The 16,297-nt window shown below is 63.8% G+C and carries 18 protein-coding genes; 4 read left to right on the top strand and 14 right to left on the bottom strand.

The window, feature by feature from the left end; translation table 11 throughout:
- Positions 1-4: 4 nt before the first annotated feature.
- The 14 genes from nuoL to HDIA_RS06850 form a co-directional block, all read right to left on the bottom strand.
- Positions 5-2,080, bottom strand: coding sequence for an NADH-quinone oxidoreductase subunit L (gene nuoL / locus HDIA_RS06915; RefSeq protein ID WP_099555500.1), 2,076 nt, complete (start codon positions 2,078-2,080; stop codon positions 5-7).
- Between the two features lie 2 nt (positions 2,081-2,082).
- Positions 2,083-2,391: an NADH-quinone oxidoreductase subunit NuoK gene (gene nuoK, locus HDIA_RS06910; protein ID WP_099555499.1), complete on the bottom strand. Its 309-nt coding sequence runs from the start codon at positions 2,389-2,391 to the stop codon at positions 2,083-2,085.
- Positions 2,392-2,449: 58 nt separating this feature from the next.
- Positions 2,450-3,064, bottom strand: coding sequence for an NADH-quinone oxidoreductase subunit J (locus HDIA_RS06905; protein WP_099555498.1), 615 nt, complete (start codon positions 3,062-3,064; stop codon positions 2,450-2,452).
- A 156-nt stretch (positions 3,065-3,220) separates the two neighbouring features.
- Complete coding sequence (gene nuoI / locus HDIA_RS06900; RefSeq protein WP_099555497.1) at positions 3,221-3,709, bottom strand: NADH-quinone oxidoreductase subunit NuoI; 489 nt, start codon at positions 3,707-3,709, stop codon at positions 3,221-3,223.
- Positions 3,710-3,745: 36 nt separating this feature from the next.
- A complete protein-coding gene (locus HDIA_RS06895) occupies positions 3,746-3,994 on the bottom strand; it encodes a hypothetical protein (protein ID WP_099555496.1) in 249 nt (82 codons plus the stop codon).
- A gap of 9 nt (positions 3,995-4,003) precedes the next feature.
- Complete coding sequence (nuoH, locus tag HDIA_RS06890) at positions 4,004-5,053, bottom strand: NADH-quinone oxidoreductase subunit NuoH (RefSeq protein ID WP_099555495.1); 1,050 nt, start codon at positions 5,051-5,053, stop codon at positions 4,004-4,006.
- 15 nt (positions 5,054-5,068) lie between these two features.
- Positions 5,069-7,156: an NADH-quinone oxidoreductase subunit NuoG gene (gene nuoG / locus HDIA_RS06885; protein WP_099555494.1), complete on the bottom strand. Its 2,088-nt coding sequence runs from the start codon at positions 7,154-7,156 to the stop codon at positions 5,069-5,071.
- 22 nt (positions 7,157-7,178) lie between these two features.
- Complete coding sequence (locus HDIA_RS06880; protein WP_099555493.1) at positions 7,179-7,640, bottom strand: DUF3291 domain-containing protein; 462 nt, start codon at positions 7,638-7,640, stop codon at positions 7,179-7,181.
- An 18-nt stretch (positions 7,641-7,658) separates the two neighbouring features.
- Entirely contained in the window at positions 7,659-8,951 is a 1,293-nt protein-coding gene (nuoF, locus tag HDIA_RS06875; protein WP_099555492.1) for an NADH-quinone oxidoreductase subunit NuoF, read from the bottom strand.
- A 68-nt stretch (positions 8,952-9,019) separates the two neighbouring features.
- Positions 9,020-10,114, bottom strand: coding sequence for an NADH-quinone oxidoreductase subunit NuoE (gene nuoE / locus HDIA_RS06870; protein ID WP_099555491.1), 1,095 nt, complete (start codon positions 10,112-10,114; stop codon positions 9,020-9,022).
- Positions 10,114-11,298, bottom strand: a complete 1,185-nt coding sequence (locus HDIA_RS06865) for an NADH-quinone oxidoreductase subunit D (RefSeq protein WP_099555490.1) — start codon at positions 11,296-11,298, stop codon at positions 10,114-10,116. The genes nuoE and HDIA_RS06865 overlap by 1 nt, the downstream gene beginning before the upstream one ends.
- A gap of 68 nt (positions 11,299-11,366) precedes the next feature.
- Positions 11,367-11,966: an NADH-quinone oxidoreductase subunit C gene (locus HDIA_RS06860; RefSeq protein WP_099555489.1), complete on the bottom strand. Its 600-nt coding sequence runs from the start codon at positions 11,964-11,966 to the stop codon at positions 11,367-11,369.
- Positions 11,967-12,053: 87 nt separating this feature from the next.
- Positions 12,054-12,632 (bottom strand): NuoB/complex I 20 kDa subunit family protein, encoded by a 579-nt coding sequence (locus HDIA_RS06855; protein ID WP_099555488.1) that lies wholly within the window; start codon positions 12,630-12,632, stop codon positions 12,054-12,056.
- On the bottom strand, positions 12,623-12,988 hold the full coding sequence (locus HDIA_RS06850) for an NADH-quinone oxidoreductase subunit A (RefSeq protein WP_099555487.1): 366 nt from the start codon (positions 12,986-12,988) through the stop codon (positions 12,623-12,625). Before HDIA_RS06850 ends, HDIA_RS06855 begins: the two co-directional genes overlap by 10 nt.
- A gap of 45 nt (positions 12,989-13,033) precedes the next feature.
- Here HDIA_RS06850 and HDIA_RS25225 point away from each other — a divergent pair, with 45 nt between their 5' ends.
- The 4 genes from HDIA_RS25225 to HDIA_RS06835 all read left to right on the top strand — a co-directional run bounded on the left by HDIA_RS25225 (position 13,034) and on the right by HDIA_RS06835 (position 16,270).
- On the top strand, positions 13,034-13,222 hold the full coding sequence (locus HDIA_RS25225) for a hypothetical protein (RefSeq protein ID WP_157775404.1): 189 nt from the start codon (positions 13,034-13,036) through the stop codon (positions 13,220-13,222).
- Between the two features lie 155 nt (positions 13,223-13,377).
- Positions 13,378-14,607, top strand: coding sequence for a threonine ammonia-lyase (locus HDIA_RS06845; protein WP_173796197.1), 1,230 nt, complete (start codon positions 13,378-13,380; stop codon positions 14,605-14,607).
- Between the two features lie 143 nt (positions 14,608-14,750).
- Positions 14,751-15,218 carry an RDD family protein gene (locus HDIA_RS06840; RefSeq protein ID WP_245884189.1) on the top strand — a complete coding sequence of 156 codons (468 nt, stop codon included), beginning with the start codon at positions 14,751-14,753 and terminating at the stop codon, positions 15,216-15,218.
- A 305-nt stretch (positions 15,219-15,523) separates the two neighbouring features.
- Entirely contained in the window at positions 15,524-16,270 is a 747-nt protein-coding gene (locus HDIA_RS06835) for an arginyltransferase (RefSeq protein WP_099555484.1), read from the top strand.
- The last annotated feature ends 27 nt before the right edge of the window (positions 16,271-16,297 follow it).

Below are 16,297 nucleotides of genomic sequence, written 5' to 3'. Positions count from 1 at the left end.
CTCCTCAGGCGTAGAACATGGCCCATGTGATCAGCGCAGCAACGCCGATCAGCATGGCAAAGGCATAGTGGTAGAGGTAACCGGTCTGCAGCCGGACGACCCGGTCGGTCACATCCATCACGCGGGCGGCGACGCCATTCGGGCCGAAGCCGTCGATGATCGTGCCGTCGCCGATCTTCCAGAGCTTCGTGCCAATCCACTTGGCGGTGCGCACGAAGAGGATCTCGTAGAGCTCGTCGAAGTACCACTTGTTGAGCAGGAACTGGTAGAGCGCGTCGTGACGCTTCGCGAGCTGCTTCGGAGCCTCGGGGTTGAGGATGTAGAAGTGCAGCGCCACCAGGAAGCCGAGCACCATGGCGATCGTCGGCGCAAAGGCGGCGAGGAACGGCACGTGGTGCATGGCCTCAAGGACCGAGTGCTCGCCCTCGGGAAGCGCGACCGCGCCCTTCCAGAACTCCGTCAGCTCGGACATCGCCTCGCCGGCGAAGGAGCCGTGGAAGAGGATGCCTGCCAGGAGCGCACCGGCCGCCAGCACATAGAGCGGCACCAGCATGACCTGGGGGCTCTCGTGCGCATGCTTCATCACCTCGGCGGAGGCACGCGGCTTGCCGAAGAAGGTCATGAAGGCGAGGCGCCAGGAGTAGAAGGAGGTGAAGGCGGCGGCGATCACCAGCATGCCATAGGCGTAGCCGGAGAAGGCGTTGGTGCCGACATAGGTCGCCTCGATGATGGCGTCCTTGGAGTAGTAGCCCGCAGTGAAGGGGAAGCCAGTCAGCGCCAGGGTGCCGATGGTCATCATCCAGAAGGTGACCGGAACCTTGGTGCGCAGGCCGCCCATCTTGCGCATGTCCTGCTCGCCGTCGACGGCGTGGATCACGGAACCCGCGCCGAGGAAGAGCAGCGCCTTGAAGAAGGCGTGCGTGAAGAGGTGGAAGACGGCGATCGGATAGGCCCCGACGCCGAGGGCGGCAAACATGTAGCCGAGCTGCGAGCAGGTCGAATAGGCGATGACCCGCTTGATGTCGTTTTGGACGAGACCGACCGTCGCCGCGAAGAAGGCCGTCGTCGCACCGATGAAGGTGACGACCGTGAGGGCCGTTTCCGACATCTCGAAGACGGGCGACATGCGGGCGACCATGAAGACGCCGGCGGTCACCATCGTCGCGGCGTGGATGAGGGCCGAAACCGGGGTCGGGCCTTCCATCGCGTCCGGCAGCCAGGTGTGCAGCAGGAACTGGGCCGACTTGCCCATCGCGCCCATGAAGAGCAGCAGGCAGATGATCGTGGCCGCGTCCCACTCAGACCCGAGGAAGGTCACCGAGGCGCCTTCCAGCGAGTGGGCGTTGGCGAAGATCGCGTCGAACGAGATGGTGTGGAAGAAGAGGTAAATGCCGAAGATGCCGAGCAGGAAGCCGAAGTCACCGACGCGGTTGACGATGAAGGCCTTCATGGCGGCGGCGCAGGCAGAGGGCTTCTCGTACCAGAAGCCGATCAGCAGGTAGGATGCCAGACCCACGCCTTCCCAGCCGAAGAACATCTGCAGCAGATTGTCGGCCGTCACCAGCATCAGCATCGCGAAGGTGAAGAGCGACAGATAGGCGAAGAAGCGCGGACGGGCCGGATCATGGCTCATGTAGCCCATCGAATAGAGATGGACGAGGAAGGAGACCGTGTTCACGACCACCAGCATGACCGCCGTCAGCGTGTCGATGCGGAAGGCCCAGTCGACGCTGAGCGTTCCGGATGTGATCCACGAGAGCACCGGAACCGTCAGCGTCTCGCTTTCGCCAAGGGCGACCTGGAAGAAGGCCACCCAGGAGAGGATCGCGACGACGCCCATCAGGCAAGTCGTGATCAGTTCCGCGGGCCGCGAGCCGGGAGCCGCATCATGATGATGCTCGTCGTGGCCGTGATCGTCATGCGCCGTCGCGGCATGGGCGGCCGGTGCGTGCGCGTCATGGTCATGACCATGGTCGTGCGCACCATTGGCCGGCGCCAGCGTGTCCATGGCGCCCTTCAGTGCAATGGCGCCAGCGATCAGGAAGCCGACGAGCGGCAGGAAGACGATGAGGGAATACATCATCAGCCCTTCATCATGTTGATGTCTTCCACGGCGATGGAGCCGCGGTTGCGGAAGAAGACGACGAGGATCGCAAGGCCGATGGCGGCCTCAGCGGCGGCGACGGTCAGCACGAAGAGCGCGAAGACCTGGCCGACCAGATCGCCGAGGAAGGAGGAGAAGGCCACGAAGTTCAGGTTGACCGCGAGGAGGATCAACTCGATCGACATCAGGATGACGATGACGTTCTTGCGGTTGAGGAAGATGCCGAGAATGCCAAGCGTGAACAGAATGGCTGAGACCGACAGATAGTGAGACAGCCCGATTTCCATGGCGTCTTGCCTCTTCTCTCTTTCTTTGACCGGGGATGCCCGAGCGCTGACCAGCGGCTCAGAGACCCTTGCCGGATTCGACCTTGCGGATCTCGATGGCGGCCTCGCGGGTCCGCCCGACCTGGGTGGAAATGTCCTGGCGCTTCACATTCGGCTTGTGACGCAGCGTGAGCACGATGGCACCGACCATGGCGACCAGGAGAATGAGGCTCGCGGCCTCGAAGAAATAGACGTAGCGGGTGTAGAGCACGTTGCCGAGCGCGGCGATGTTGGACGTCGTCTCGGGCGACGGGATCGGCAGGGCCCCCTTCCCCGCGATCTCCGGCGAGATGACCCAGCCGCCGACCACGAAGATGAGCTCGATCAGGAAGACGATGCCGATCAGCACGCCGATCGGCAGGTACTGCAGGAAGCCCTGGCGCAGCTCGGCGAAGTCGACGTCCAGCATCATGACCACGAAGAGGAACAGCACCGCGACCGCGCCGACGTAGACCACGACCAGGATCATGGCGAGGAACTCGGCGCCAAGCAGCAGGAAGAGGCCCGCCGCACTGAAGAAGGCGAGGATCAGGAAAAGGACCGAATGGACCGGGTTGCGCGAGGAAATGACCATCACGGCGCTCGCGATGGTCACCGCCGCGAAGATGTAGAAGAAAAGGGATGTGAGGATCATGCTGCCCGGTGCCCCAATCTTTCGTTCACTCGTCGGCCGGGCTCTGGGTATGGCCCGACCGGTCTCCCGGTTTCATTCCGACGCGTTCTAAACCGGCTGGCCCCACGCGTCCATTCGTCTCTCTCGCCGGGCAACCCTCGCCGCCCAGGCCGCATATCACCGATAAGGCGCATCGATCGCGATGTTGCGCGCGATTTCGCGCTCCCACCGGTCGCCGTTGGCAAGGAGCTTGTCCTTGTCGTAGTAAAGCTCCTCGCGCGTTTCGGTCGCGAATTCGAAGTTCGGCCCTTCGACGATGGCGTCCACCGGGCAGGCTTCCTGGCAGAAGCCGCAGTAGATGCACTTCACCATGTCGATGTCGTAGCGCGTCGTGCGGCGGGTGCCGTCGTTGCGCCGCGGGCCGGCCTCGATGGTGATCGCCTGCGCCGGGCAGATCGCCTCGCAGAGCTTGCAGGCGATGCAGCGTTCCTCGCCGTTCGGATAACGGCGCAGCGCGTGCTCGCCGCGGAAGCGCGGCGACACCGGGCCCTTCTCGAAGGGATAGTTGATGGTCGGCTTCGGCTTGAAGAAATAGCGCATCGCCAGGAAGAACGCCGAAACGAACTCCTTCAGAAACACCGACCTGACGGCCTGATCAAGCTTCATGGGTCCAAACCTTTTCTTCCTGCCGGGCGCTGGCTGTCATTGCACGCCATAGCCGGCAAGCGAATTGCCTGTGATGGCGCCGAGTGCCGCAAACGCGATCGCGTTCACGACAAAGAGCACCTTGAACAACATGTCCTGGTTCTGCCGGGAGAGGACCGGCGAACCTTTTTTCGTTTCCCGCTTCACGAACTCCCGGCGCAGGATCGAGGCAACGATCCCGTAGTCCAGCAACCCGACGCCGAGCCCGATGACCGCACCGAGGATTACCGGCAGCGAGAGCTCCATCTTTTTTCCTCAGCCGGCCCAGCCGGTGATCTGCAGCACGCCCGCGACGATCACCACCATGGCCAGCGAAATCGGCAGGAAGACCTTCCAGCCAAGACGCATCAGCTGGTCGTAGCGGTAGCGCGGCACCATGGCCTTCACCATCGCGAACATGAAGAAGCCGAGCAGAACCTTCAGGACGAACCAGATGATGCCGGGCACCCAGTTGAAGGGCGGGATGTCGAGCGGGGGCAGCCAGCCACCCATGAAGAGGATGGCCATCATGGCGCACATCAGCGTGATCGCGACATACTCGCCAAGCATGAACATCATGTACGGGGTGGAGCCGTATTCGACCATGAAGCCCGCGACCAGTTCCGATTCCGCCTCGACGAGGTCGAAGGGCGGGCGGTTCGTCTCGGCAAGCGCCGAGATGAAGAAGATCACGAACATCGGGAAGAGCGGCAGCCAATACCAGTTGAGAATGCTGAGCCACGGCAGGCCGATGGCCGAGGCAAGACCGGTCTTCTGGGCTTCCACGATCTCGGTGAGATTGAGCGAACCGGCGCAGAGCAAGACGGTGATGATCACGAAGCCGATCGAGACTTCGTAGGAGACCATCTGTGCGGCGGAACGAAGCGCCGAAAGGAACGGATACTTCGAGTTCGACGCCCAGCCGCCCATGATGATGCCATAGACCGAGAGCGAGGAGATCGCGAAGATGAAGAGGATGCCGACGTTGATGTCGGCGATCACCCAGCCCGCATTCACCGGGATCACCGCCCAGGCCAGCAGTGCGAGAACCACAGTCACCAGCGGCGCGAGCAGGAAAATGCCCTTCGAGGCGCCCGCGGGAATGACCGGCTCCTTCAGAACGAACTTCAGAAGGTCGGCGAAAGACTGGAACAGACCCCACGGACCGACGACGTTCGGGCCACGCCGGATCTGGACCGCCGCCCAAATCTTGCGGTCGGCGTAGAGAATGTAGGCGACACAGACCAGAAGCACAACCATGAGCAGGATGCTCTGGGCGGCCATCACGATCAGGGGCCAGAGATAAGTGGACCAGAAGCCTTCCATATCCGTTTCCGCCCCTTATTCCGCTGCAGCCTTGACCGTGCCGGCCGCCAGCGCGGAACATTCGGCCATGATGGCCGACGCGCGGGCAATCGGGTTGGTCAGGTAGAAATCCTTGACGGGGCTGACGAAGGCCGCCCCATCCATCGAACCGCCGACCGCGGCGAGACCCTCGACATCGGCAGCAGCGCCCGCAGCGATCTCGCCATCGGCGGCCAGATGCGGCAGCTCGGCATAGAGTCTAGCGCGCAACGCCTGAAGCGAATCAAAGGGCAGCGTCTTGCCGAGAACCGCCGAAAGAGCCCTCAGGATCGCCCAGTCCTCGCGCGCCTCGCCCGGCGGGAAGCCGGCGCGCAGGCCCATCTGGACACGGCCTTCGGTGTTAACGTAGGTGCCGGACTTTTCGGCATAGACCGCGCCCGGCAGAATGACGTCGGCGCGGTGCGCACCGGCATCGCCATGGCTGCCAACATAAACCACGAAGCTGGTGCCGAGGGCCGCCATGTCGATCTCGTCGGCGCCGAGAAGGAAGAGAACGTCGAGACCGCCGTTGCCGGCAGCCGAGATCATGCCGGCGACATCAAGGCCGCCCTCGCCCGGCACGAAGCCGACGTCGAGACCGCCGACGCGCCCGGCGGCGGTGTGCAGCACCGAGAAGCCGTTCCAGTCCGGTCCGACGGCGCCGACGTCCAGCGCCAGCTTCGCGGCGGACGACAGAACCGCCAACCCGTCCGGACGGGCCAGAGCCCCCTGCCCGACGATGATGAGCGGACGCTCGGCCTTCTTCAGCGCGTCGAGGAAGTCGCCGGAAAGCTGGGACAGGCTGTCGGGGCCTGCACCGAGATAGGTGTAGGGATAGGTGAGATCGGCAGCTTCGCCGATGACGCCGATCGGCAAGTCCTTGGCGCGCCAGGTCTTGCGGATGCGGGCGTTGAGAACCGCCGCTTCCTTGCGCGGCTGCGCGCCGATCAACAGGATCGCATCGGCATCCTCGATGCCGGCGATCGTGGAGTTGAAAATGTAGCTGCCACGACCGTAAGCCGGGCTCAGCGCCGTGCCGTCCTGGCGGCAGTCGATGTTGGCACTGCCGAGCGAGGCCATCAGCGTCTTGAGAGCGAACATCTCCTCGACGCTCGACAGATCACCGGCAATCGCGCCGATCTTGTCGCCACTGGTCGCCGCGACCTTCTGACCGATGGCCGCGAAGGCCTCGGCCCAGGTGGCCGGCTGGAGGCGGCCGTTGACCCGGATATAGGGACGATCAAGACGCTGGGCCTTGATGCCGTCCCAGATGAAGCGGGACTTGTCGGAGATCCACTCTTCGTTCACGGCCTCGTTGAGACGCGGCATCACGCGCATGACCTCGCGGCCACGGGTGTCGAGGCGGATCGCCGAGCCGACGGCGTCCATGACGTCGACCGACTCGGTCTTGACCAGTTCCCAGGGACGGGCCTGGAAGGCGTAGGGCTTGGAGGTGAGCGCGCCGACCGGGCAAAGGTCGATCACGTTGCCCTGCAGTTCCGAGGTCATCGCCTGCTCGAGATAGGTCGTGATCTCCGCGTCCTCACCACGGCCGATGAGGCCGAGATCCTTGACGCCGGCCACTTCCGTCGTGAAGCGGACGCAGCGCGTGCAGTGGATGCAGCGCGTCATGATCGTCTTGACGAGCGGGCCGATATACTTGTCCTCGACGGCGCGCTTGTTCTCGTGGAACCGCGAGCCGGAGACGCCGTAGGCCATCGCCTGGTCCTGCAGGTCGCACTCGCCGCCCTGATCGCAGATCGGGCAGTCGAGCGGATGGTTGATCAGCAGGAACTCCATCACGCCCTCGCGGGCCTTCTTGACCATCGGCGACTTGGTGAGGACCACCGGCGGCTCGCCGTTGGGGCCGGGCCGCAGGTCCTTCACCGCCATGGCGCAGGAGGCCGTGGGCTTGGGCGGGCCGCCCTTCACCTCGACGAGGCACATACGGCAGTTGCCGGCGACCGACAGCCGCTCATGGAAGCAGAAACGCGGCACCTCGGCGCCGGCAGCCTCGCAGGCCTGCAACAGCGTCGTCTCCGGTGCGACATCCACTTCGTTCCCGTCGATGATAATCTTCGCCATCTTCTCTCTGTCCCACCAGCTCTCACGCGCAGCGCTTCGTCATCCACTCGCGCGCGTTCGGTAGACCTTCCCAGCCAAAGACGTCCTCACCCGGACCCCGTTCGGCCAGCAATTCCAGTTTCTCAGCCGCTTCCGCGAGTGTCGGCACATGCCCTTCGGGCACCCACCACATCGCGAAGGACGGTCCGTCCATCTTTTCAAACCATTCCTGCCGCCGGCCATAGAACTGGCCATGCACCGTCTTCCAGACGAAGGTCTCGAACGACGCCGCGTCCTTCCAGACCGACAGGTTCACGATCACCTTCGGATCGTCGCTGATCCTGAACGCCGTCGCGTCGCCATCCTCGTCCTTCAGACGCCAGACAAAACCCGGCATCCGGTCCGCAATTCCGTTGACGCGATCCAGATTGTCCGCGAACTCGGCCGTGCGCGGATCATCCAGTGGATGACGCAGCCTGGCGATGTTGAGTTCGGCGAGATGCATCGGTTCGTCGTCGCTCCCTTACTCCGCCGCAACCCGGGATGCGCCGCCATGATGCTGGTCGATGCGCTCCTCGATGACGTGGCGGAAATTCTTGATGAGGCCCTGGATCGGCCAGGCGGCCGCGTCGCCGAGGGCGCAAATCGTGTGGCCCTCGACCTGCTTGGTCACCTGGAACAGCATGTCGATCTCGCGCTTTTCGGCCTCGCCCGTCACCAGACGCTCCATCACGCGCCACATCCAGCCGGTGCCCTCGCGGCACGGCGTGCACTGGCCGCAGCTCTCGTGCTTGTAGAAGTGCGCCAGCCGGGCGATCGCCTTGATGACGTCGGTCGACTTGTCCATGACGATGACCGCTGCCGTACCAAGGCCGGAGCCGAGGTTGCGCAGGCTGTCGAAATCCATCGGGCAGTCGATGATGTTTTCCGCCGTCACCATCGGGACGGACGAGCCGCCCGGAATGACCGCCAGAAGATTGTCCCAGCCGCCGCGAACACCGCCGCAGTGCTTGTCGATCATCTCGCGGAAGGGAATGCCCATCTCTTCCTCGAAAGTGCCCGGCTTGTTGACGTGGCCGGAGACGCAGAAGAGCTTGGAGCCCGTGTTGTTCGGCTTGCCGAGACCGGCGAACCAGGCACCGCCACGACGCAGGATCGTCGGCGCGACGGCGATCGATTCCACATTGTTGACCGTGGTCGGGCAGCCGTAGAGACCGACGTTCGCCGGGAACGGCGGCTTCAGGCGCGGCTGGCCCTTCTTGCCCTCAAGGCTTTCCAGCAGCGCGGTTTCCTCGCCGCAGATATAGGCGCCGGCGCCGTGGTGGACATAGAGATCGAAATCCCAGCCCGAGCCGCAGGCGTTCTTGCCGATGAGACCGGCCTCGTAGGCCTGGTCGATTGCGGCCTGCAGGTGCTGGCGCTCGCGGATGAACTCGCCGCGCACGTAGATATAGGCCGCATGAGCGCCCATCGCGAAGCTCGCCAGAAGGCAGCCCTCGACGAGGTGATGCGGATCGTGGCGCAGAATCTCGCGGTCCTTGCAGGTGCCGGGCTCGGATTCGTCAGCATTGACCACGAGGTAGTGCGGCCGGCCGTCGCTTTCCTTCGGCATGAAGGACCACTTCAGACCCGTCGGGAAGCCGGCGCCGCCACGACCGCGCAGGCCCGACGTCTTCATCTCGTTGATGATCCAGTCGCGACCCTTCTCGATGATGGCCTTGGTGCCATCCCACTGGCCGCGCGCACGCGCACCCTCCAGCCCCCAGTCATGGAAGCCGTAGATATTGGTGAAGATGCGGTCCTTGTCCTGAAGCATCTTTGGTCTCCGGACTGTCTCTCAGTCTGTTCCTGATCGGGCCGACGGCAAACCGTCAGCCCCTCCCCTCACTGGCTCGACGGGACATCGCCCGCGTCGACGCGCTTGGAGAATTCGGTTTCCGCGCCGGTCGCCAGCACCTTTGACTGCTCGATCCACTGGTCGCGGGAGGCGCGCCCCTTGAATCCGGTCAGGTTCTGGTCGACCCACTTGAGGTTCATGTCGGTCCACTCGGCGATCTGGCTGAAGTGGTAGATGCCCATTTCGTTGAGCATCTTTTCCAGCTTCGGCCCGACGCCCTTGATCCGCTTCAGATCGTCGGCCTCGCCCTGCGGCGCGGCAAGCGTCACGGGCCGGAACTCGTCGGAGACGACTTCGTCAGCGCCGGACACATCCTCGCCGCTGCTGCGGGCCACTTCGACTTCCGTGCGGTCGTCGGTGGAGGGCTTGCCTGCGTTCTGGCTGCGCGCCTCCGGCGTTTCCGGAACCGTGTCAGCGGCCGGTGCGGCCTCCGGCTTCGGCGCAGGCACGACCTTGGGCGAAGCGGCGGTGCCGCGGTAAAGCTCCGGATCGAGCAGCGTCGTCGGGCCGCCGGCGGCGCAGCCAAAATGGCGGCCGTTCTGCGGGCCCGGCGTCGGCGTGCCGCCGGATGCAAAGGTGTCGAGGATCGCCTCGAAGCTCTCCGGCGTCAGGTCCTCGTAGGTGTCCTCGACGACCTGGATCATCGGCGCGTTGACGCAGGCACCGAGGCATTCGACCTCTTCCCAGGAGAAATCGCCATCGGCGGAAATCTCGAAGGCGTTCTCGGCGATGCGGCGCTTGCAGACGGCGATCAGGTCTTCCGATCCGCGCAGCATGCAGGGCGTCGTGCCACACACCTGGATGTGGGCCTTCTTGCCGACGGGGGCGAGCAGGAACATCGTGTAGAAGGTCGCGACCTCAAGCACGCGGATATACGGCATGCCGAGATAATCGGCGACGGCGCGGATCGCCGGCTCGCTGATCCAGCCTTCCTGCTGCTGGACTTCCCAGAGCAGCGGAATGACGGCGGAGGCCCGGCGTTCTTCCGGGTATTTCTTCACGCACGCTTCGGCGAAGGCGAGCGTCTTGTCCGAGAATTGAAAGCTCTCGGGCTGCTCGTGATGTAGACGACGGACGGCCATCAGCGGTCAACCTCTCCGAACACGATATCGAGCGAACCGAGGATCGCCGACACGTCGGCCAGCATGTGCCCGCGGTTCAGGAAATCCATGGCCTGAAGGTGCGCGAAACCCGGAGCGCGGATCTTGCAGCGATACGGCTTGTTCGTGCCGTCGGCGACGAGATAGACGCCGAATTCGCCCTTCGGCGCTTCGACGGCGGTATAGACCTCGCCGGCCGGCACATGGAAGCCTTCGGTATAGAGCTTGAAGTGGTGGATGAGCGCTTCCATCGAGCGCTTCATCTCGCCGCGCTTCGGGGGGGAGAACTTGCCGTTGACCGACGTCACCGGCCCCTTCTCGACCCGAAGCTTGGCAATGCACTGCTTCATGATGCGCACCGACTGGCGCATTTCCTCGACGCGGATCAGGTAACGATCATAGCAGTCGCCGTTCTTGCCGATCGGAATGTCGAATTCCATCTCCGAATAGCACTCGTAGGGCTGCGCCTTGCGCAGGTCCCAGGCCGCGCCGGAGCCGCGCACCATGACACCGGAGAAGCCCCAGGCCCAGGCATCCTCAAGGCTGACGACGCCGATGTCGACGTTGCGCTGCTTGAAGATGCGGTTGTCGGTGAGCAGGCCCTCGATGTCGTCGAGGGTCTTCAGGAACGGGTCGCAGAAGGCCTCGATATCGTCGACCAGCGCATCCGGCAGATCCTGATGAACGCCGCCCGGCCGGAAATAGGCCGCATGCATACGGCTGCCCGAGGCGCGCTCGTAGAAGACCATCAGCTCTTCGCGCGGCTCGAAGCCCCAGAGCGGCGGGGTCAGCGCGCCAACGTCCATCGCCTGCGTCGTGACGTTGAGGAGATGCGAGAGCAAGCGGCCGATTTCGGAATAAAGCACGCGGATGAGCTGCGCGCGGCGCGGCACCTCGATCTTCGCAAGCTTCTCGACGGCCAGGCAGAAGGCGTGTTCCTGGTTCATCGGCGCGACATAGTCGAGCCGGTCGAAATAGGGCACGGCCTGCAGATAGGTCTTGGTTTCGATCAGCTTCTCGGTGCCGCGATGGAGCAGGCCGATATGCGGGTCGACGCGGTCGACCACCTCGCCGTCGAGCTCCAGCACGAGGCGGAGCACGCCGTGGGCCGCCGGATGCTGCGGACCGAAGTTGATATTGAAATTGCGGACTTCGCTCTCAGCCATCTCGTGCTTCCTGCTTGGCGGCGACCACTGGCTTGCCGGTCCGTGAGCCGGAACATCCCATCATCGTCTCAACTCGCCTTCTCGTCGCCCGGTAGCACGTATTCGGTGCCTTCCCAGGGAGACAGGAAATCGAAGTTGCGGAATTCCTGGTTGAGGCGCACGGGCTCGTAGACCACGCGCTTGGCCTCGTCGTCGTAGCGGACCTCGACGAAACCGGTCGTCGGGAAGTCCTTGCGCAGCGGATGGCCCTCGAAGCCGTAGTCCGTGAGCAGGCGGCGCAGTTCCGGATGACCGGTGAAGAGGATGCCGTAAAGGTCGTAGGCCTCGCGCTCGAACCAGTCGGCGCCCGGAAAGATCGAGGTGATCGAGGGAACCGGCGTTACCTCGTCGGTCGCGACCTTCACACGCAGGCGCAAGTTCAGCGTCGGCGACAGAAGGTGGGTCACCACGTCGAAGCGCTGCTCGCGGGCGGGATAATCGACGCCGCAAAGGTCGATGAAGCTGAAGAAGCGGCACTGTGAATCGTCACGCAGGAAACGCATCACGCCGAGCAACTCGGACGCCGGCACCGTCAGGTTCAATTCACCGTGTGCAATCTCCACCGCGACCCCGGATGCGTCCAGAGCCTGTCCGATGTAGCTGCCGAGTTCCTTCAGGTTCTCGTCCATGAATTCTCGGGTCCTTCGTGCTTCAGGACGCCGGCGCTCCTGCCGGCGCCAGGCGTGACGCGAAAGTGCGAGCCAGTCGGCGCAGGATCAGCGCTCGATGGTTCCGGTGCGGCGGATCTTCTTCTGGAGAAGAAGAACGCCGTAAAGAAGGGCTTCGGCCGTGGGCGGGCATCCGGGGACGTAGATGTCCACCGGAACGATGCGGTCGCAACCGCGCACCACGGAATAGGAGAAGTGATAGTAGCCGCCGCCGTTGGCGCAGGAGCCCATCGAGATGACATAACGCGGGTCCGGCATCTGGTCGTAGACCTTGCGCAGGGCGGGCGCCATCTTGTTGGTCAGCGTGCCGGCGACGATCATCACGTCCGACTGGCGCGGGCTGGCGCGCGGGGCAAAGCCGAAGCGCTCCGCATCGTAGCGGGGCATCGACATCTGCATCATCTCGACGGCGCAGCAGGCGAGACCGAAGGTCATCCACATCAGCGAGCCGGTACGGGCCCAGTTGATCAGATCGTCGGTCGCGGTGACGAGAAAGCCCTTGTCGGCCAACTCGTTGTTGATTTCCATGAAAAAGGGGTCGTTCGCACCGACCGGCTTGCCGGTCGAGGGATCGATGATGCCCTTGGGAGCCGGGGCGACCAGCGGCTTTTCAGCGGTCAATCCCATTCCAGCGCTCCTTTTTTCCACTCGTAGATGAAGCCGATCGTCAGCACGCCCAGGAACACCATCATCGACCAGAACCCGAAGATCCCGACCTTGCCGAAGGACACGGCCCAAGGGAACAGGAAGGCGACCTCAAGGTCGAAGATGATGAAAAGAATCGACACCAGATAGAACCGCACGTCGAATTTCATGCGGGCATCGTCGAAGGCGTTGAAGCCGCATTCGTAGGCCGACAGCTTTTCCGGGTCCGGATTCTTGAAGGCAAGGAGGAAGGGTGACACCAGCAACGCCAGACCGATGACCAGCGCGATGGCCATGAAAACGACGATGGGGAGATAGCCCCTGAGAAGTTCGTCCATACTTTCCCTGTCCTTGTGCATGCACCGGTTCGGACGGGAGACAACATGACGCAGACCGATGCGGATGGCCGACTATTTATCGGCTTTTCGACGCGGGTCAATGTCCTTGGTCCCGAAACGCCTCGCCAAGCTCAACCGGACGAGGCACCTCGCCGCGACACCTATCGCACGCCCTCGCCTTTCGCAAGTGCGTTGCCGCCAGATTGCCGCATTGTTCGCCGTCGCATCGTTTGAACTTCGGGCGAACTTTCTCAACGGATTGGATAAAATCGCCGGCCGGGCACGAAGCGCCGGTCGACACCACGGGTTCCGGCTTTATCAGGCCACGGCGAAGGTCTATGAAAGCCCGGATCGGCCGCGCCGGTCGCACATCTATGCAAGAGAGACTCATGGACCGCCCCCTCCTCCGCCTGCCGACCCTCGACGATGTCCGCGACGCCGCTACGCTGATCGAGGGACAGGTGATCCGCACGCCGTTCCTCTTTTCGCCGAAGCTGTCGGAGATCTGCGGCTGCGAGGTTTTCGTCAAATACGAGAACATGCAGGCGACGAGCGCCTTCAAGGAGCGCGGCGCACTGGTCAAGCTGACGGGGCTGACGGAGGACGAGCGCAAGCGCGGCGTCATCGCCATGTCGGCCGGCAATCACGCCCAGGCCGTGGCGCGCCATGCCACCCGGCTCGGCATTCGCTCGACGATCGTGATGCCCGTGACCACGCCGCATGTGAAGGTGCAGGCGACGGAGGCCTTCGGCGCGCGGGTGATCCTGGAAGGGGAAGTCGTCTCGGAGGCGCAGGAAGCGGCCGCGCGAATCGCGGCCGAAGAAAATCTCGTCTGGGTCCACCCTTACGACGATTTCGACGTCATCCGGGGCCAGGGGACGATCGCTCTGGAAATGCTGGAGGACCAGCCCGATCTCGACGTGATGGTCATCCCGGTCGGCGGCGGCGGCATGATCTCGGGGATCGGCATTGCCGCGCGTGGACTGAAGCCCGAGATCGAGATCATCGGTGCGGAAACGAAGCTCTATCCGGCGATGTGGGCCCGGCTGCACGATCTGGAGCAGCCGTCCGGCGGAAACACTCTCGCCGAGGGCATCGCCGTGCGTGATGTCGGCGTCCTGACGCTGGAAGCTGCCCGGCACGTGGTGGACGACATCATTCTCCTGACCGAGCCCCAGATCGAGCGCGCCGTCAGCCTTTATCTCACCGCCCAGAAGACCGTGGCGGAAGGTGCCGGTGCGGCCGGTCTTGCCGCCGTGCTGGCCGAGCCGGGTCGGTTCGCGGGGCGCAAGGTCGGGCTCGTTCTTTGCGGCGGCAACATCGATCCGCGCCTGCTCGCCTCCGTCCTTATGCGCGAGCTTGCCCGCGAGGAGAGGATCATCGCCATCCGGATGTATCTTCCGGACCGCCCGGGCGTGCTCGGCGATCTGTCCATGATCATCGGCTCGAAAGGCGGCAATATCCTCGAAGTCTCGCACAAGCGGACGGTGCTCGACATTCCCGCCAAGGGTGCGGCGCTGGACATCACCTTCGAGGCGCGCAGCGGCGCCCATGCGGAAGAGGTCTGCGAGACCTTGCGCCAGCGAGGATACGAGGTCGTCCGGTTGCAGCATTATTGAGCGTGCCGGATTGACCCTGCCCAATGGACCGTGCTGGGCCCCGCTCCGATCATTCCGGCCGGTTCTCGAGCTTCGACGTTGCGACAGGCCTTGCCAATTCACATATAGTGGAGAGGTTACTCGAAACCGGAGGAGCAAGGACCGTGGGCGAAACGGCATACGATATCGACTACCAGCCGGATCCCCTGACGAACTTCCGGCTCTATTCGGGTGTGCGCACGAAGCGCCTGCTCGCCTTCCTGCTGGACGTGGTGATCCTGGCGATCCTGACCTTCATGGCGGGCGCGATCATCTTCGTTCTGGGCATCCTGACGCTTGGCCTCGGGTGGCTGCTTTATGCGATCCTCTGGCCCGTGCTGGCGCTTGTCTACTGCGCCTTCACCCTGGGCGGCCCCAATTCGGCGACGCTCGGCATGCAGGCGATGGGGATCGAGATGCGACAGGTCGACGGCAGCCGGATGACACCGGCGCTCGCCGCCGTTCATTCCATCCTGTTCTACGCGTCGGTCTCGATTCTCACGCCCTTCATCACGCTCATTTGCCTGTTTACCGACCGCAAGCGGCTGCTTCAGGATCTGCTTCTCGGCACCGTGGTCATCAACAAGACCTGAACGGCGGACGAGACGTCGCAGCCGCACGGAAACAGGCGTATTTTGAGGTGGTTCGGCGCGACTTTGCTATCGCGCTGGACAAGAAGTCGTGGCAACATTGGCCCGCAATTCTGGGTGGGAGGCAGAAACTTGCGGATGTGCTCGCTGGGCATCGACGGTATGCCCGTACCGGAGCAGGCTGCGTGTAGTCGGTCCCGATTTCCCGCAGGCATTCCGTTCCAGCCCGACGTGGCTGGGGCATTGATCATGCGCACGTTGCCTCACGCCTTTATGCGCGATGCCCTTTATGCGGGACCTGACGTCGCATGACGCATCATCCGACCGACGCGCCGCAATTCTACCTGACGGCCCCCTCCCCTTGCCCCTATCTTCACGGGCGGCAGGAGCGGAAGGTCTTTACGCATCTCGTCGGCGAGCGGGCGTCCACACTCAACGATGTGCTGACCCAAGGCGGTTTTCGCCGCAGCCAGAACATTGCCTATCGGCCGGCCTGCGAGACCTGCCGCGCCTGCGTCTCCGTGCGCATCCTGGTCGACGAGTTCCAGCCCGGCCGCCGCTTTCGGCGTACTATCAAGCGCAATGAGGATATTGTCGGGCAGGAGTTGCCGGCAGCGCCGACTTCCGAGCAGTATGCGCTTTTCCGCGACTATCTCGATGCCCGCCACGCCGATGGCGGCATGGTCGACATGAGCATGCTCGACTTTGCCATGATGGTCGAGGACACGCATGTCGAGACCCATGTGATCGAATACCGGCGGCGCGGGCCCGACACGCATCTGACGGGGGCCGGCACCGGGGACCTCCTCGCGGTGGCGCTTAGCGATGTCCTCTCCGACGGGATGTCGATGGTCTACAGCTTCTTCGATCCGGCGGCTTACGGGCGCGGGCTCGGCACCTACATGATCCTCGATCACATCCGGCGCGCCCGCGGCCGCGGCCTGCCTTATGTCTATCTCGGCTATTGGGTCGAAGGCTCGCGGAAGATGGACTACAAGATCAGCTTTCGCCCGCAGGAGCATCTGCGGCCGCGCGGCTGGGAGCGGATCGACTGATCGCCCGCCATTGGTTCCGGAAAGCGA

Origin of the sequence: Hartmannibacter diazotrophicus (assembly GCF_900231165.1) — a bacterium.
Taxonomy (GTDB): Bacteria; Pseudomonadota; Alphaproteobacteria; order Rhizobiales; family Pleomorphomonadaceae; genus Hartmannibacter; species Hartmannibacter diazotrophicus.
Note: the sequence above shows the minus strand (reverse complement) of the source record. Positions and strands in the feature narration are given on the sequence as shown.